Origin of the sequence: Vibrio penaeicida (assembly GCF_019977755.1) — a bacterium.
GTDB classification, from domain to species: Bacteria; Pseudomonadota; Gammaproteobacteria; order Enterobacterales; family Vibrionaceae; genus Vibrio; species Vibrio penaeicida.
Map to the genome: position 1 here is coordinate 1,759,387 of NZ_AP025144.1, position 17,921 is coordinate 1,777,307.

Annotated in this window: 7 protein-coding genes; 3 read left to right on the forward strand and 4 right to left on the reverse strand. The window is 43.7% G+C overall.

Features of this window, described 5'->3' with window-relative positions; translation table 11 throughout:
* Window positions 1-55: 55 nt before the first annotated feature.
* A complete protein-coding gene (queE, locus tag LDO37_RS08080; protein ID WP_126608328.1) occupies window positions 56-706 on the forward strand; it encodes a 7-carboxy-7-deazaguanine synthase QueE in 651 nt (216 codons plus the stop codon).
* Window positions 707-715: 9 nt separating this feature from the next.
* The gene (gene queC / locus LDO37_RS08085; RefSeq protein ID WP_126608326.1) at window positions 716-1,417 is read left to right on the forward strand and encodes a 7-cyano-7-deazaguanine synthase QueC; all 702 of its coding nucleotides are present in this window, start codon (window positions 716-718) and stop codon (window positions 1,415-1,417) included.
* Here queC and LDO37_RS08090 read toward each other — a convergent pair.
* The 4 genes from LDO37_RS08090 to LDO37_RS08105 form a co-directional block, all read right to left on the reverse strand.
* The gene (locus tag LDO37_RS08090) at window positions 1,371-3,341 is read right to left on the reverse strand and encodes a GGDEF domain-containing protein (protein WP_126608327.1); all 1,971 of its coding nucleotides are present in this window, start codon (window positions 3,339-3,341) and stop codon (window positions 1,371-1,373) included. The genes queC and LDO37_RS08090 overlap by 47 nt on opposite strands.
* A gap of 260 nt (window positions 3,342-3,601) precedes the next feature.
* On the reverse strand, window positions 3,602-3,952 hold the full coding sequence (locus tag LDO37_RS08095) for a DUF2750 domain-containing protein (RefSeq protein WP_104398981.1): 351 nt from the start codon (window positions 3,950-3,952) through the stop codon (window positions 3,602-3,604).
* 128 nt (window positions 3,953-4,080) lie between these two features.
* On the reverse strand, window positions 4,081-4,695 hold the full coding sequence (locus LDO37_RS08100; protein ID WP_126609954.1) for an OmpA family protein: 615 nt from the start codon (window positions 4,693-4,695) through the stop codon (window positions 4,081-4,083).
* 11 nt (window positions 4,696-4,706) lie between these two features.
* Window positions 4,707-6,008, reverse strand: a complete 1,302-nt coding sequence (locus tag LDO37_RS08105) for a TolC family outer membrane protein (protein ID WP_411757108.1) — start codon at window positions 6,006-6,008, stop codon at window positions 4,707-4,709.
* A gap of 400 nt (window positions 6,009-6,408) precedes the next feature.
* Between LDO37_RS08105 and LDO37_RS08110 the strand changes: the two genes are divergently transcribed.
* Window positions 6,409-17,691 (forward strand): VCBS domain-containing protein, encoded by an 11,283-nt coding sequence (locus tag LDO37_RS08110; protein WP_224055403.1) that lies wholly within the window; start codon window positions 6,409-6,411, stop codon window positions 17,689-17,691.
* The last annotated feature ends 230 nt before the right edge of the window (window positions 17,692-17,921 follow it).

Sequence of the window (17,921 nt, forward strand, 5' to 3'; positions counted from 1 at the left end):
AAAATCCGGATTAAGAAGTGTTCACGTTTTGAGTAGCCAGTACAAAATCAACGAAATGTTTGAAACCATCCAAGGTGAAGGTACTTTTACAGGGGTGCCTTCGGTGTTTGTTCGTCTGCAAGAATGCCCTGTAGGGTGTGCTTGGTGTGATACAAAACAAACGTGGGAAGCCGAAGAAAAAGATTTGGCGCCAATTGGCGATATCATGGTGAAAACAGAAGACTCTCCTACATGGTGTTTTGTTTCCGCTGCGCAAATTGTCGAGCAGTACAAGTTACACGGATTTAGCGCTAAGAATATCGTGATAACGGGGGGCGAACCGTGCGTATACGACTTGGTGAACTTAACAGAAGCTTTCGAGAAAATTGGTTGCCAATGTCAAATTGAAACCAGCGGAACTTTTGAAGTAAAAGCAACGGATTCAACTTGGGTAACGGTTTCTCCAAAAATTGCGATGAAAGGAAAGCTACCTGTTCTCAAGTCCGCATTGGAACGAGCCGACGAAATAAAGCACCCGGTTGGAACGCAAAAAGACATAGACCAGCTAGATGAACTGATCGCCAGCGCTAACGTGTCTGAGAAGACGACGATAGCCCTTCAGCCAATCAGCCAGAAGCCAAGAGCAACAAAACTGTGTATCGATACCTGTATTGAACGAAATTGGCGTCTCTCTGTTCAAACTCATAAGTACTTAAACATTGCATAGGGCCGTAATATGAAAAAAGCCGTTGTCGTTTTTAGTGGTGGCCAAGACTCCACAACTTGTCTTGTTCAAGCGATAGAAGAATTTGATGAAGTACACGCGATTACGTTTGATTATGGTCAGCGTCATAAGCTTGAAATTGAAGTGGCTGAAAAACTAGCCAGTGACCTCAATATTGCTGCTCATAAAGTGATGGATGTCGGCTTACTGAACGAGCTAGCAATCAGTTCGTTAACGCGTGATGACATTCCTGTATCACATGAACTGCAAGACAATGGATTACCTAATTCGTTTGTTCCCGGTAGAAACATTCTTTTCCTGACTCTAGCTGGAATTTACGCTTATCAAATTGGCGCAGAGACTGTCATTACAGGCGTGTGTGAAACCGATTTTTCTGGTTACCCTGATTGCCGCGATGAGTTTGTAAAAGCAATGAACAAAGCACTTGTTTCCGGCATGGACAAAACTCTAGACATTAAAACTCCGTTGATGTGGCTGAATAAGGCAGAAACGTGGGCATTGGCCGATCAATATAAAGCACTGGAATTGGTACGTTCTCAAACGCTGACGTGTTACAACGGGATCATTGGTGATGGTTGCGGTGATTGTCCTTCTTGTGATCTGCGCTCTGCAGGGCTTAACGAGTATTTAGATAATCAAGAATCAGTTATGCAGTCATTGGTTTCGAAGCAGGGTGAGGAACGTTGTCAATAGGGTCGGTATACGCATCGACAATACAGTTTCTGCCATTTGTTTTAGCCTGATATAACGCTTGATCGAGTATCGAATACAAAATATCAAAATCACTGAGCTTTTCTGATGTCGCAAGATAAGAAAAGCTCGCGGTTAAATTCAGTGATTGATGGTCTTCCGACATAAAGTGACTGATTTCAATCGTCTCTCGCATTTTTTCTACTCGGTGCCAAATTTGTTCTTCCGGTACATCGCTCAGTAAGACTAAGAATTCCTCTCCCCCAATTCTTCCTACACAGTCCTTTTCTTCGAGTTGTTCCTTAATTGTTTTAGCAACGTGCTTCAGCGCAATGTCCCCAGTTGGGTGACCATAGCTGTCATTGATGTCCTTAAAATTATCCAAATCAAAGAGGACTAATACGTGTTTGTGGCTGCCAGAAGAGGATTGTGGATGCCTACGGATTTTATCCAAAATAGTTAATCGATTGAATGTTTGTGTAAGCGAATCTTTTTCGGCAGTTTGTCTTGTCTTTTTATTGGCATACAAGATGCCTCCAATAATAAAAAACAGGACAACCATAAACATTCTGTTCATCATATCGCGTTGTGTTAGGTTATCGAGTTGGTGTTTTTGTTCGGTATTTTTCAAAACCAACTTCGAATTTTGAAGTTCCTCTTCTAATTTGCTTTTACTCAAATCTAAGGCTTCAAAAGCGTTTTGATTTTCGATATCACGCTTATTGATTTCTAGTGTATGAAACTGCTTATAGTGCTCTAACGCTTTCTCGAAATCGCTTGTCTGCTCATGTATTTGTGATAGTAGAGAGTGCGCTGAAGCTTCAAACAAAGGTAATTCGTCATTTTGAGCAATTCTTACCGCGGTTTCAGCATATTCAATGGCTACGTTATAAACCTTTCTAGCTAGGTATTCCTCGCTTAGGCTTAACGCTATTTTTATCTTCATTTCACGGTTGTTTTGCTCGGCGGCCATATCCATTGCTTGATGAAGGTAAGCATTACTTAAATCATGATGACCTAGTTTTGTATTGAGTTTTCCTAAGCTTATGTAGGAAAGGGCGATTCCGTACTGGTGATCGAGTTCCTTCAATATTTCTAACGATTTTTGAAAAAAATGTTGCGATTTATCAAATTGATCAGTGGTGAGATAGAAATTACCGAGGTTGTGCATTATTTGAGCTTTCGCTAGCGGTAAGGTGTTTGGCTCATTTCGCAATTCTAGCGATTTTAAAAGGTAAGTTTCGGCTTCGTCGTATCTCCCCATATCCACAAGAAGATTACCTATATCGTTGTAATTACCAGAATTATCATGGTAAGGCTTAGAGTTTGAAATGATTTCGAAGTACTTAACTAACGCCGTTTTGTAATCTCCAAGGTATGAATAGTTATTGGCAAGTAGACGATAAGCGACCCTTAGCGGTATGAATGGGTCTTCCATTTGCTCTAAGTGGCTGACGACTGATGCGCAATAAAACTTTGCGCTGTGGTGTTCGCCCATTCGGCTAAGCAGTAGGCACAACTGATATTCAATTAATGTTCTGCTTTGATAGTCATGAGTGACCTTTGTTTGGTTTATTAAGTTTTTAAGTTTTGCATAAGAAGCTTGATTGTTACCACTTGCTTCGTCGTTAAGTGCTTCAATTAGCGTATGTTGAAATTTGTCGAAACTGGTTGGAACATCGGGTAATTGACTGTAATAAGGCTGTTTACGAATGGAATAAAACCGGAAGATTTGCGTCGAGATATAGAGTTTTTCAGCATTGTCAGGAAGTATGATATGACGTTCTTGAAGCATCATTAACGCTGCATGTTCATTGCTTTTTAATTGATTAGCATACAGCTCATTCCAGCTCTCGCGATCAAACGCCGAAGCAGTAAAAGTGACAAATGCGGTGATAATACTAGCGAGTAGATTACTCTTTCTCACTTATGCTCCAGAGTGAATATTGGATAGGGGGGTTATTGTACGTGTGCAGACATATGAAAATAGTACAAATGTCACCTTTTGAAACAGAAAATGAGATTTGTGCAAAAGAAAAACTGAATTAGTGAAGTGAGCCGAAAATTATAGGAATGGACCTATCCAAAATCATTATTTCTACATTAAGAATTAGATGCTTTTTAAATGTAAAAAAGCCTAGAGATATTTAATCTCTAGGCTTAAGACTTTTGAAACTTGAATATCTTTTAAAGGTAGAGTTTCGCTAGATCGGAAGGCTCTAATTCTTTACCTTCCAAAGTTGCGTTCCAATTTGTTCCAATTAGGACGCCATCTTCAGCTAACGTGATCAACCAGTCTTCGACAAAAATATCTAATGGGATTTCTAATACTTCGAAATCGGCCCATTCTTCAACATTGTGTAATTCTGCATCTTCACGAGAAGACCAAAATGGCATTACTTCACTGCTTTCAAACTCTGTTGAATCGCAAGCTAGCCAACCCTCTTCATTTCGCAAGCCCCAAACCAACTTGGTCTGCTTGGTTTCTTCAACGAATAGTTTTAGGTTAGATTCGATGTCTGAAGTTAATTTTGTCATCGGGGTATCCAATAAGATTAGTAAATTCGCCGAAAGGGTAGCACTTTCCGCGTATTTTGACACGGTAAAGATGGAAAAATAAAAAAGCCAGATTCATTAGAATCTGGCTTCTATTCGGATATAGACCGTTATTTTTTCTTAGTGGTAAATATATTCCACTCGTTAATAACGGACCCTTTATAACCGACTACGGTAGCAACTACACGGCGGTTTAGCGCATGGCTAACCTGGCTTTCACCTAAATCATCCAGTACTGAATCACCAAAACCGATTGTTTTGATCCGAGTGTGGCTCACACCATAACTTACCAAAGACTCTCTCACTGCCTTAGCGCGTCTTTTCGACAAATCTAAGTTGTGCTCTGCGTTACCCGTTTTGCTTGCAAAACCCTGCAGTTCTATAGAGGTTTCAGGGTACGCATCTAGAAACTCGGCCATGGTTCTAATTTGAGTAATGAATGCAGGCGTAATTACATCTGAATCATTTGCAAACAATACTTTAAGCTGCTTTTTCTCTTCTGACTCAATGTATGTTTCACACCCGTCATTGTCTACTTGAGAGCCCCGTGGTGTGCCTGTGCATAGGTCACGAGCATTAACCACGCCATCGTAATCGTCATCACTAAGATCCGCGACCTGATCAGACTTAGGCATTTCGATGTAGTCATATTCATCGTTCTGATTAGCATGAGCTTGCCAAGATAATGCAAGCAGTGCGGAACACGCTATTGCTAGAAACTTCATTAACTTCAACCTTAATATTCTACAGATTCTTTCCACTCATCTGGAATTTCAACCAGAAGAGAGTCAAGCAATACGCCAGAGGCATTCATTACACGGTATTTAGCGGACTGTTCGGCATAATGAGCGTCAATGTACGCTTTACGGGCTTCAAACAATTCATTCTCGGTATTCAGCAAATCGAGAAGAGTACGCTTACCGATTCGATATTGTTTTTCATAAGCAATAACGGTTTCAGCAGCAGAATCAACATGGTCAGCCAAAAACTCTTTTTGTTGTAAAGTTAGATCCAGTGCACTCCAAGACAACTGTAAGCTTTCTTTGATAGTACGGTAGGTTCTGTCTCTTAAATCTTTCGATTTATTCAGCTGGTATGCCGCACGTTCAGAGTTTGCAGTATCAGAGCCACCATTATATAGGTTATATCTCATACGAAGCATAGCACTGGCTTCATCTGCTTGACCACGTACGCCGCCTGCATCTTCACGCCATGTGCCTGAAGCTTCAAATGAAAACGTAGGGTAGTTTACGCCTTTAGATTGGTCGTATTGGAAGCGTGCAGCATCGACATCTGAGATGGCTATCTTTATTACAGGATGACTTTGATATGCGCGATTTATGGCATCTTCGAAAGTAAGAGGTATAGAAGTTTCATCGGCACGAGGGAAAATCAAACCTTGTGGTGTTTGACCAACCAAACGTGTGAACTGGGTGTGTGCATCGAAGATATTGTTTTGAGCGGCAAGCAAATTACCATGTGCTTTTGCAATACGCGCTTCAACTTGAGACACATCGGCAACAGAACCAATACCTGATTCTGCTCTGCGCTTTATATCTTTATATATCTTCTTGTGGACTGCTAAATTGCTTTCAGATAATGCCAATATCTCTTCAGACTTTACTGCTTCAAGATAAATCTGCGCAACTTCTAGTGCTTTGTCTTGTGCATTTGCAAGGAGTTGAAGCCTCATTGATTCAGCCTCAGCGGCTGTTCTATCAATGTTATTAAGTGTGGATGAACCGTCCCAAATTAATTGAGTAAATGTTAGTGTGGCTTCTTTTCTGGTTAAGTCTGTTGTTTCGCTGTTTTCGGGAGCAGGGTTTACGTGCTCAAATCCGATACCTGCATCCAAATCCAATTTAGGAAGGTATGCACCAGAAGCGGCCTCGTTATCTTTTCGATAACTCATGTAGTCACTAAATGCACTCTTAAGTTCTGGGTTGGTGGCGAGCGTAATGGCCACGGCTTGCTCCAAAGTTTGAGCAGAAACACTTGTGGCTATCGAGCCAGCAAGTAAGCAGCCTATGGCACCTATATAACGTCCTTTCACTTTACCTCTCCAGTTAAGTTATTTTTTTATCTATATGTATTTTATCGTAATTATAATCTCATTTATGAGATGCATGCAAAATACAAATAAATGAGTGAGCTACATATTGCGACATTTGTCTTCTATAAGCTATTGAATGTTTTCGAAGACAATAAGTTAAATAGTGTCATTCTCACTTTTGAAACTGATAAGTGTTAATAAATACATATACTTAAAATGGTCAAATAATATCGGTTGAGATAAGTAGAATTCCAATATAAGCATCGGTTCTGTAAGCTTTTAAATAAATTATTGTTGCTTATTATCTCAGCGTTTATCAGTTCATTTTAAGTTGCGTAATTTAGTCATAAGTACGTGATGGTTTGCTTCTCTGGGAGTTGTAAATATGGCCGCTTTTTCTCCTTTATTTTCTGCAGGCTTGTCTGCGCTGGGTAAAGTTATCGTAATAGACACTCGAGGTGATTTGAAAATTGTCTCTGAGGATTATGCACTCCTACCTGGGGAAGTCTTTGTCGCTATAGATGATGAGGTTGTTTTGGCTGAGCTTCCTGTGAAAGAGGCTGAGCCGGAGCTTTCAACGGACATTGACCAAATATTGGCGACAATTGAATCAGGTCAAGACCCTACGCTGCTTGTGGATTTTGCCTCTGCTGCAGGGGTTGAACCACCATCAAAAGAAAAAATTCTAATTATCGATATTGCGGGTAACATCAAAATTGTACCTGCAAATACAGTATTACTTGCAGGAGAGATCGTTCTGCAAGATGAAAGTGGGTTGTTACTATTCTCAGAAAGCGATCTGCCAGCAACTTCTATTGTTGGTGATGATGGTGAGCTGATTGCTCTCGATACCGATCCAGAGATTGACCAAATATTTGCAGCGTTAGAGGCCGGAGAGGATCCGACCCAAATTGAAGAACTTGCTCCTGCTGCTGGTGGTGGGGCTGGTGGGTCGTCAATTGGCTTATCAGGTGAAATTGAACGAACAGACGCACAGGTTTTAGCGTCGACATCTTTTGATACGTCTGGAATACAAAGCCAGGGCTTATCTGAAACGCAGAGCCTTTCTTTACTCAATCTTTTGCAAATTGCTGCGATCAACCAGTTACCTTCTGCTCAAAACTTTAATGCCGCTTTGGATGAAGATACGTCTATTGTTGGACAAGTATTGGCGACAGACGCAGACCTTCCACCTGGAGCAAGCCTGACTTACTCAACAACGTCGACTGCTGTTGGTTTAACTTTCAACACGGATGGTAGCTATACGTTTGATGCATCAAGTTATGATTCACTGTCTGAAGGTGAAGAACTGGTTATTACTATTCCTTACACTGCGACAGATAATTTAGGTGGTTCTGGTTCAGGTACATTAACGATCACAATTACGGGCACAAATGATGCCCCTGTTGCTCAGGCTGAATCTTTCTCAGTAAATGAAGATGAGACCTTCTCGGGGCAAATGGATGCCACCGATATCGACCTACCAACGGGCAGCGTTTTAAGCTTCTCTCTTACCGACACAATTGAAGGGCTGACCTTCAATGATGATGGTAGTTATACATTTGATGCGAGTAGTTATGACTATCTTCAGGAAGGAGAGACGCTTGCTATTCCAGTAACGGTCACCGTTACTGATGAAGCGGGTGGAACAGACACGGCGATCCTCACTATCACAGTGCTCGGAACTAATGATGCATCTACCGTCTCAGCTGATACCAGAACTCTGACTGAAACAAACAGTGTTCTTACTTCTTCAGGAACGTTGACTAGCATAGATGTTGATGGACCGGATAACAGCTTTACCGCCAATACCACAACTAACGATTTTGGCACATTTGTCATTGATGCTGATGGAAACTGGACGTTTTCATCCAATGGTGCATTTGATCACCTTCGTGTTGGAGAAGAGGCCAGCTTTACCTACCCAGTCACCACCACCGATGGTACAGCCAGCTCGGTTGAAATCACCATTCAAGGAACTAACGACTTACCCGTTGTGGAAGAGCGCTTGGGTGGGTGGACCCAAGAAGACAGTACAACGCGCATTGTGAAGAATCTTGTCGTACAGGATTTGGATAACGACAATCACACCTTTGCGGTGGTAGGCGGGACTGCACCAGCAGACAGCGTGGGTATCTTCAACATTAATGCCGAAGGGGTTTGGACGTTTGAATTGATCCCCGGCAAAGCGGATTACCTGAAAGAAGGTCAGAAACTGTTTGAAACTTACCAAGTCAAAGTCACGGACGAAGACGGCGGTGAAACGACGGTAGAAATTTTGATCGGTATAAAAGGCACCAACGATGCGTCGGTTGTGTCGTCAGATTCGGCCACGCTTGTGGAAACAGATAGCGTGCTCACTTCTTCAGGAACACTGACTAGCACGGATGTAGACGGACCCGACAACAGCTTTGTTGCCAACACCATTACCAACGCCCTTGGTACGTTTGTTATCGACGAAAGCGGCAATTGGACCTTTACCGCCAGCAGTACATTCGATCATTTAAGAGTGGGTGAAAATGAAAGTTTTACCTACCCAGTCACCACCGCCGATGGCACAACCAGCTCAGTTGAAATCACCATTCAAGGTACTAACGATTTACCTGTGGTAGAAGAACGCTTGGGTGGGTGGACCCAAGAAGACAGTACAACTCGCATTGTTAAAAATCTTGTGGTGCAAGATTTAGATAACGACAATCATACCTTTGCCGTAGTGGGTGGAACCGCACCGGCAGACAGCGTGGGTATCTTCAACATTAATGCCGAAGGGGTTTGGACGTTTGAATTGATCCCCGGCAAAGCGGATTACCTGAAAGAAGGTCAGAAACTGTTTGAAACTTACCAAGTCAAAGTCACGGACGAAGACGGCGGTGAAACGACGGTAGAAATTTTGATCGGTATAAAAGGCACCAACGATGCGTCGGTTGTGTCGTCAGATTCGGTCACGCTTGTGGAAACAGATAGCGTGCTCACTTCTTCAGGAACACTGACTAGCACGGATGTCGATGGACCGGATAACAGTTTTACAGCCAATACCATAACTAACGCCCTTGGTACGTTTGTTATCGACGAAAGCGGCAATTGGACCTTTACCGCCGGCAGTACATTCGATCATTTAAGAGTGGGTGAAAATGAAAGCTTTACCTACCCAGTCACCACCGCCGATGGCACAACCAGCTCGGTTGAAATCACCATTCAAGGTACTAACGATTTACCTGTGGTAGAAGAACGCTTGGGTGGGTGGACCCAAGAAGACAGTACAACTCGCATTGTTAAAAATCTAGTTGTTCAGGATTTAGATAACGACAATCACACCTTTGCGGTGGTAGGCGGAACTGCACCAGCAGACAGTGTGGGTCTCTTCAACATTAATACCGAAGGGGTTTGGACGTTTGAATTGATCCCTGGCAAAGCAGATTACCTGAAAGAAGGTCAGAAGCTGTTTGAAACTTACCAAGTCAAGGTCACGGATGAAGATGGTGGCGAAACGACGGTAGAAATTTTGATCGGTATAAAAGGCACCAACGATGCGTCGGTTGTGTCGTCAGATTCGGTCACGCTCGTTGAAACAGACAGTGTGTTGACCTCTTCTGGAACACTGACTAGCACGGATGTAGATGGACCCGACAACAGTTATGTTGCCAACACCATTACCAACGCCCTTGGTACGTTTGTTATCGACGAAAGCGGCAATTGGACCTTTACCGCCAGCAGCACATTTGACCATTTAAGAGTCGGGGAAAGTGAAAGCTTTACCTACCCAGTCACCACTACCGATGGTACAGCCAGCTCGGTTGAAATCACCATTCAAGGAACTAACGACTTACCCGTTGTAGAAGAGCGCTTGGGTGGTTGGACCCAAGAAGACAGTACAACGCGCATTGTGAAGAACCTTGTCGTACAGGATTTGGATAACGACAATCACACTTTTGCGGTGGTAGGCGGGACTGCACCGGCAGACAGCGTAGGTATTTTCAAAATAAATGCCGAAGGGGTTTGGACGTTTGAATTGATCCCCGGCAAAGCGGATTACCTGAAAGAAGGTCAGAAGCTGTTTGAAACTTACCAAGTCAAAGTCACGGACGAAGATGGCGGTGAAACGACGGTAGAGGTCTTGATCGGTATAAAAGGCACCAACGATGTACCTGTCATTGATTCGACGGTGGATATGACAGGATCTGTTGTAGAAGATACAGTAGGCAGCGGTCTTGCTACGGGGCAATTGGTCGCGTCCGACCCTGATAACGATACCTCACCTAATACTGATTTAACTTGGTCTGATGTTAGTACTCATCCATCTCAATTTGGTCATTTTGGCGTTGATTCTGCTACTGGGGAATGGACTTTTCAAATCAATAATTCACTCGGTTCCGTTCAAGCATTGGCAAAAGGGCAAGTCGTGACGGAAACCTTTACTGTTCAAGTAAGCGACGGAAGCGCAACGGATACTCAGGAAGTGACTGTCACCGTAACGGGGACCAATGATGCTCCTGTAGTAACGGGTGGTAAGTTTTCAGATACAGTCACCGAAGACACTCAAACGACCGCTACCGGTGCCATCAGTTTTACAGATGTTGACACCATTGACGTACACACATGGACGGTTAGCGGTGGTGGAACGGGAACATATGGGAACCTAACCATCGACAACAACGGCAACTGGCAGTATGTGTTGGATGCTGTGAAATCAAACAGCCTGCATGAGAATCAGCAGGAAACGGAAACTTTCACTGTTACCTTGAGTGATGGTAAAGGTGGAACCGTTTCTAAAGCCATCGAAGTTTCAGTGGTTGGTAGCAACGATCTACCGACTGTAACCGGTGGAACAACAGGTGATGTTGAAGAAGATAACGCGTCACTTCAAAAAGCAACAGGTACGATAGCGATACAAGACCCTGACGTACCTGATAGCACAGAGTTTAAATTGCTCGGTAGCGATACTCAAACCTACGGCACATTTAAAATTGACGCAGCGACCGGTGAATGGGAATTCGATATAAACAACACCGCTGCGCAAGCTTTGGCTGAAGGTCAGGAAGTTACGCACACGTTCACCGTTGAAATTACCGATGACTACAATGGCGTCATTACTCAAGACGTTGTGATCACCATAACGGGGGACAACGATCAGCCATTTATTTCAGGTGCACAGTCTGGGGACGTAAAAGAAGACACTACTCTAACCACAACAGGTTCGCTGGATGTGGCGGATGCCGATGTGATTGATACTCACACTTGGACGGTGAGTAATGCTGGCGTGGGTAAATACGGCTCCATTTCTATTGATGCAAATGGAGACTGGACGTATACCCTAAATAACAGCAGTAAAAGAGTGCAACGACTGCTTGAGGGACAGGAAGAACATGATTTCTTCACAGTAACCGTGAACGATGGTAATGGTGGAGTTGATACCAAACTCATCACGATTGAAGTTACGGGTACAAATGATACCCCTCGTATGACAGGTTCAAGAGTGGGTACGGTAACAGAAGACGGAACGTTATCCGTATCTAAGAAATTAAAGCCTGGCGATGCCGATCAAAACGATACTCATACATGGGAAGTGACTCAGTTCCATCCAAGCAGCTTAGGTACATTCAGTGTTAATGCCTATGGATGGTGGACGTTTACACTTGATAATGACAAAGCCGACCATCTCGACGTAGGTGATACCGTTCGGGAAGAATATTGGGTGAAAGTTACTGATAGTGAAGGGGCTTCCACCACGAAAAAGGTAGTGGTGACGATTGAAGGAACGAACGATGTTCCGGCTCTAGACGGTGACCCAGATGCCGATGATACTCACACGTTTGCCGTATTGAACCCTAAAGGGCTGTTTGGTGAATTGACGATGAATTCCGATGGTAATTGGGATTACGCGCTAACAAATTCAAATAGCCGAGTACAGGCACTTGCCGATGGTGAAACGTTAACGGACACCTATCGGGTGACTGTAACGGATAGTCATGGAGAGAAAACAGAAAAGAACCTAGTTATTACCATTCAAGGTACCAACGACGATCCGTCGATAACAGGTAAAACTTCAGGAACAGTGATTGAAGCGACTGCTGGTCAGCAAGAAGCGGAAGGGCAACTTACTGCACTTGATATCGATACAACGGATACGCACACTTGGAAAGTCTTGGCTCCTGCCGGCACATTCGGAACACTTGCCATTGACGAGGATACTGGGAAGTGGACATACCAACTTGATTCAACCAAAGACGCGACGCTTAAATTGGACGCGGGTGAAATAGCTCAGGATACATTCACTGTTGAAGTGGATGACGGAAATTTAGGAAAAACCACGCAAGAAATCACCATCAATGTGGTTGGGACCAACACCGATCCTAGTATTATCGGCGACGATACTGGCAGCATAAAAGAGCTTGCAGGTACGGGCACGCCACCAACCCCTAATACCACGACAGGTACACTAGAGTCTGGCGATCCTGATGGGAGTGATACACATACCTGGATCGTTGTAGACCCATCTGGTAGCTATGGTTCTCTTTCTATTGATGGTAATGGTCAATGGACGTTTACTCTCAATGATTCATCTAATTCAGTTAACCAATTGGATGAAGGCGACACTGCAACTGATACGTTTACAGTGCGAGCGACAGATAGCTTTGGTCAACAAAGTGAATCTCAAGTAGAGATAACCATTACAGGCACCAATGACGCACCAACACTCTCAGGCAGTCAATTGTCTAAAACGATCACAGAAGATGGAGCAACCGCTGTTTCCGGTCAGCTTCAATCAGGGGATCCAGATAAAGATGATGGTGCAGAGTTTGGTATATCAGGTCCCCCCAACGCTGGAGAAGGAACATACGGCGTTCTTGTTGTAAATCCGACAACAGGACAGTGGAGTTATACCCTAAACGATGCAAATTCAACCGCCATTCAACAGCTTTCACCGACGACAAGTTTGACGGAGACGTTTACGGTCTTTGTCGAAGATGATGCAGGAGAAAAAGTAGAGAAAACGCTCACTATTACGATTGCTGGGACCAATGATGAACCAGAAATTATCGGTGATGTTGCTGCAACGTATACCGAAGATAATGGTTCAGGTGCAAGTGTCTCGTTGACCGGAAATCTTGATGTACAGGAAATCGATATTGATGTTGCTGATGGGACTGACACGGATACTGTCGATACAGTTAAGTTTGCTGCCTCTACGTTTACGGGTAATTTAGGTACGCTGACTGTTGATGAAAATGGTCAATGGGAGTATTTGATCAACAATGATTCTCCGCAAGTTCAAGGCTTGCGTCAGGACGATACTTATGTAGAAACATTTACCGTACTTGCTGAAGACGAATTTGGTGCGATTGTGAGTAAAGATCTCACCATAACTGTCAAAGGAACCAATGATTTGCCTGTAGTGAGCGGCGATGATGATGGCACAGTCACAGCAACGAAGTCCGAATCCGCAAAAGGTATGGTTGTTGCCACTGATGTTGATTCTCTTGACGATGTTAAGGAATGGACTGTTGTAGACAGCGATGGAACCTACGGAACCTTAAGTATCGACTCTTCAACTGGTGAATGGATTTACACTTTAGATGCAGGAAAAACAATGCCTGCAACAAACGCCACTGCCGATGACATATTTTATGTCCAAGCGAAAGATCTAGACGATGGTTTGTCGGCACCTTTCCCAATTGTCATTAAAGTGCAAGGCTCTGGCTTTCCGCCAGTTGGAGGTGGTGGTACACCAAACAACGATCAGCCAGACATTGTCGGAGATATCTCAGGCTCTGTGACCGAAGACTCTCTTACTTCTGAATCTGGTCAGCTAATAGCCAATGACCCTGATGTCGCGGACTCGCATACTTGGAGCTTAATTAATAGCGGCGGTACTGCTGAACCCGATAACAAGCTTGAAGGGACATATGGTACGTTGGAACTCAATCCAGCAACCGGTAAATGGCACTATGTTTTAAATAACAATAATCCTCTGGTTCAAGCATTGGAGCCTGGGCAAGTTGTTCAAGAGACGTTTACTGTAAAAGTGACAGACTCTTCAGGAGAATCCAACGACTCAGATACCCAAACTATTACGATTGATGTAGTGGGGAGCGCTGATCACGTTGAAGTAACCAACCCAGTTATAGAAACGGCACAAGTTGTTGAAGAAACAACGGAAACGGATTCAGGCACACTTACCGTGCCAACAGGGCTCGGTACAGGAACATGGCATTTACCAACGGGTGAAGGTCAATACGGTACATTAACTCTCGATTCATCAGGGAACTGGAGCTATAACCTCAACAGTTCAAACGCGGCTGTTAATCAACTAAAAGAAGGTGCAAAGCTTACCGAAACTTTCGAAGTTGTTGTCGTCGATGAATATGGAAAAACCACCGTTGACGCAAGTGGTAATCCAATAAAGCTTCAAGTTGAAATTGATATTAGAGGCACTAATGATTCACCAAACATAACAGGTGAACTGACGAGTAGTATTGCGAATACTGATGACGACGGTAAAGTCGCTGGATCGCTTAATTCTGGCGACCCTGACGTTGGTGATGTACATGAGTGGCGATTGCCGAATGAGACAGCAGCGAATGAAGAGCAGGGATCATACGGGAAGCTGGTTCTTAACGCTGTGACCGGAAGTTATGAATATCAGCTAGATCAAAGTAATGCGACGGTTCAAAACTTAGGGCAAACAGACACGCTTACAGAAACTTTTGATGTCATTGTTCGAGATGCGCTCGGGCTTGAGTCTTCGGAAACGATCACAATTACCGTTACGGGTTCCAATGATGCTCCGGTAGTTTCTGGTGATGTTTCTGGAACGGCAGAAGAAAACAGTAGCACGCCAGCTTCAGGAAAATTGGATGCGACGGAATCCAATTCTGATGATTCAGCTTCCTTTATACCTAAAGAAGGAGGTAATGCACTTCAAGGGACGTACGGAACATTCGAGATTGATGCTGCCGGAAACTGGGTTTACAACTTATATAACGGGCAACCTCATGTCGAGAAGCTTTCGCCGGATTCATCTGTAACGGAAACCTTCGTGGTAACAGCGGTCGACAGCTTTGGCGTGACCACTCGTGAAACTGTGACTGTAACTATTACGGGGACGAATGACGACCCTGTCATTTCTGGTGATGCAACCGGCGTTGTTGCGGAAACGGCAATCACGACAGCATCTGGAAGTTTGGTAACAGCAGACGTCGATGAAGCAGATATTTCGAGTTACAGCGTAACCACTGCATCGTCATACGGAACAATGACAGTTAACCCTACTACAGGTGTGTGGGAGTACGTTGTCGACAGCAACAACACAACTGTGAATAGCTTAGGCAAAGGCTCTTCAATTGTAGATACAGCGGTTGTGACCGTTACCGACAAATTCGGCGGTACTGATACCATGACCATCAATATCACCATCAATGGTGAAAATGATACCCCAGTTATTGTGGGTAACCTTCCGTCAGACACAGATGCAACTGCGCAGGAAGAATCTGTAATTACGGTGACAGGTCAGCTCAACTCCGGTGACCCAGATGTCTTAGATACTCCTGACTCCCATATCTGGGAGGTGCTGAATGACAACTCTCCATACGGAAGTATGTCTATCGACCAGAGTGGAGAATGGACATTTGATTTAGACAATAGTCACTCCGACATTCAAGAGCTGGGTGCAGGAGAAGAAATTGTTTTTGAGTATCAGATTAAAGTGTCTGATCAACACAACGAGAGTGATACGCAGACTGTTTCAATCACAGTTAAGGGAACCAACGATACTCCAACCGTGAGTGGTCCACTGACGGGTAGTACATCCGAAGACGGAACGTCGAGCACGACAGGTGATCTGAACGTAAGTGATGTAGATGTGAACGACACACATACTTGGAGCGTGACTGGTAGTGATACGGGGACGTATGGTTCTATTACGGTAGATGCTAATGGCGTATGGACATACACGCTAGCAAATGGTTCGGATGCCGTACAAAATTTGGCTGCTGGACAGACAGAACAAGATACCTTCCAGATCAGCGTTTTTGACGGTACTGAAACGGTAACAAAAACCGTAACAATCGACGTACAAGGAAGTAACGATACACCATCAATTACTGGTGACGTATCGGGTGGAATCTCTCAAGACTCAGCTTCTAGTATTACAGGGGACTTGAACGTATCAGACAAAGATTTAACGGATACGCACTCTTGGTCGCTAGTTGGTAGCGCGACTGGTCAATATGGTGAGATAACACTTAATGCCTCTTCAGGTGAGTGGGAGTACACCGTTAATAATGCGTTGCTTGGCAGCGATGCGTTAGGAGAAGGTGAGACAGATACTGAAACCTTTACTGTGCAAGTATCTGATGGAAATGGCGGTGTAACTAACCAAAACATCGTTATTACAGTATCTGGCAGAAATGATGCACCAACGGTAACAGCTGTAAATGTTGCAGGTACAACAACACTTGGGTTTACAGCGTTAGCGTCTGGAAGCCTTACAGCGTCAGATCCCGATTCAAACAATACTTCTCTGCTTTGGTCTGTATCCGATCCGAACGGAACATATGGAAACCTTAGTATCGATCAGTCTGGGATGTGGTCTTACGTTATTGACGAAACCAAACCCAATGCATCTGACCTTATTAGCGGCGTGACAAAAACGGAAACCTTCACAATTGAAGTTGAAGATTCACATGGTGGTATTTCTACTGAAACAGTGATTGTAACGGTTAACGGTGCGTTGTTCAGCGGGTCTATTACTACGGGTAATGACATACTCATCGCAACCGATGAAAATGAAGTTATTTATGGTGATCCGAAAGGGAGCGGTGTTGTCTCTCAAGACTCTTTTGTATGGCAACCTGGCTCATTAAGTTCGCCAGCAGGGCACGACATAGTTCGAGAGTTCGATGCTAACAATGACCAGTTGGATATTAGCGCAATCGTAGAAGCAGATAACTTGCTAGGTCTTTCTACGTTAGCATCCAATATTGCTCTCTCAGAGAGCTCCGGTAGCAGTGTACTTACCATAAGTGATGTTAGCGGCGTAATTCAAACCATTGAATTAGAAAATGTTGGACTGAGTGAATTACTGGATCATGCCTCTCCAAATAGCTTATCTTCTGAAGAAAAAATTGAACGTTTGCTGGATAACGGAAGCTTGGTCGTAAGCGACAATATTGGCGATAGTAGCGCTAATACCATTGGTGGTGGAATCTTATCTGACAGCTTATTTGGTTTGTCTGGAGATGACATACTTGATGGTGATAGCGGTTCAGATATTCTCGTAGGCGGTAGTGGGAACGATATTTTAACTGGCGGCAGTGGGAATGATTTGTTTATCTGGTACAAAGGAGAAACAGACAGTGCCTCAAGCCATGATCAGATTACGGATTTTACGTTGTCTACCGATACCAGTATCGGCGATAAGATGGACTTAAGGGACATCTTGCCTGATTCAGTAGATGGCAGCGATCTTTCATCTCTGCTTGGTCATATTTCCGCTTCTGTTTCTAGTGATAGTTCGACTCTAGAGCTTGTTGTAACGCCTGAAACCGGAATGACTCAGGCTATAGATGTAGTCATCGGAAATGCTGGTGATTATGGTTTATCACTCACTTCAACCTCAAGTGAAATAGTGAGTGAACTTATGAATCAAAACGCTTTTAAATGGGATTAATATAAAATTCTCTACTTTCAAAGGGCTGGAATTCTCCAGCCCATTCTTATTTGTACTTCTCTACCCATCGAATTCATTTCCACATGTGACTTAATATCGCTGAATATATTAATACTTATCTAGTACTTTTAACGAATGCGTATTGACCCAATTTTTTTGACGCTTCGTATCCTAACTAAGAGTGCGTTTTGATCTAAAGATGAGTCAATTTTTGTCAAGCTGATTAAAAG

Coding starts and splice junctions, on each gene's coding strand:
- LDO37_RS08095 (WP_104398981.1), bottom strand. CDS start 3,952: ATGACAAAATTAACTTCAGACATCGAATCTAACCTAAAACTATTCGTT.
- LDO37_RS08100 (WP_126609954.1), bottom strand. CDS start 4,695: ATGAAGTTTCTAGCAATAGCGTGTTCCGCACTGCTTGCATTATCTTGG.
- LDO37_RS08110 (WP_224055403.1), top strand. CDS start 6,409: ATGGCCGCTTTTTCTCCTTTATTTTCTGCAGGCTTGTCTGCGCTGGGT.
- queC (WP_126608326.1), top strand. CDS start 716: ATGAAAAAAGCCGTTGTCGTTTTTAGTGGTGGCCAAGACTCCACAACT.
- queE (WP_126608328.1), top strand. CDS start 56: ATGTTTGAAACCATCCAAGGTGAAGGTACTTTTACAGGGGTGCCTTCG.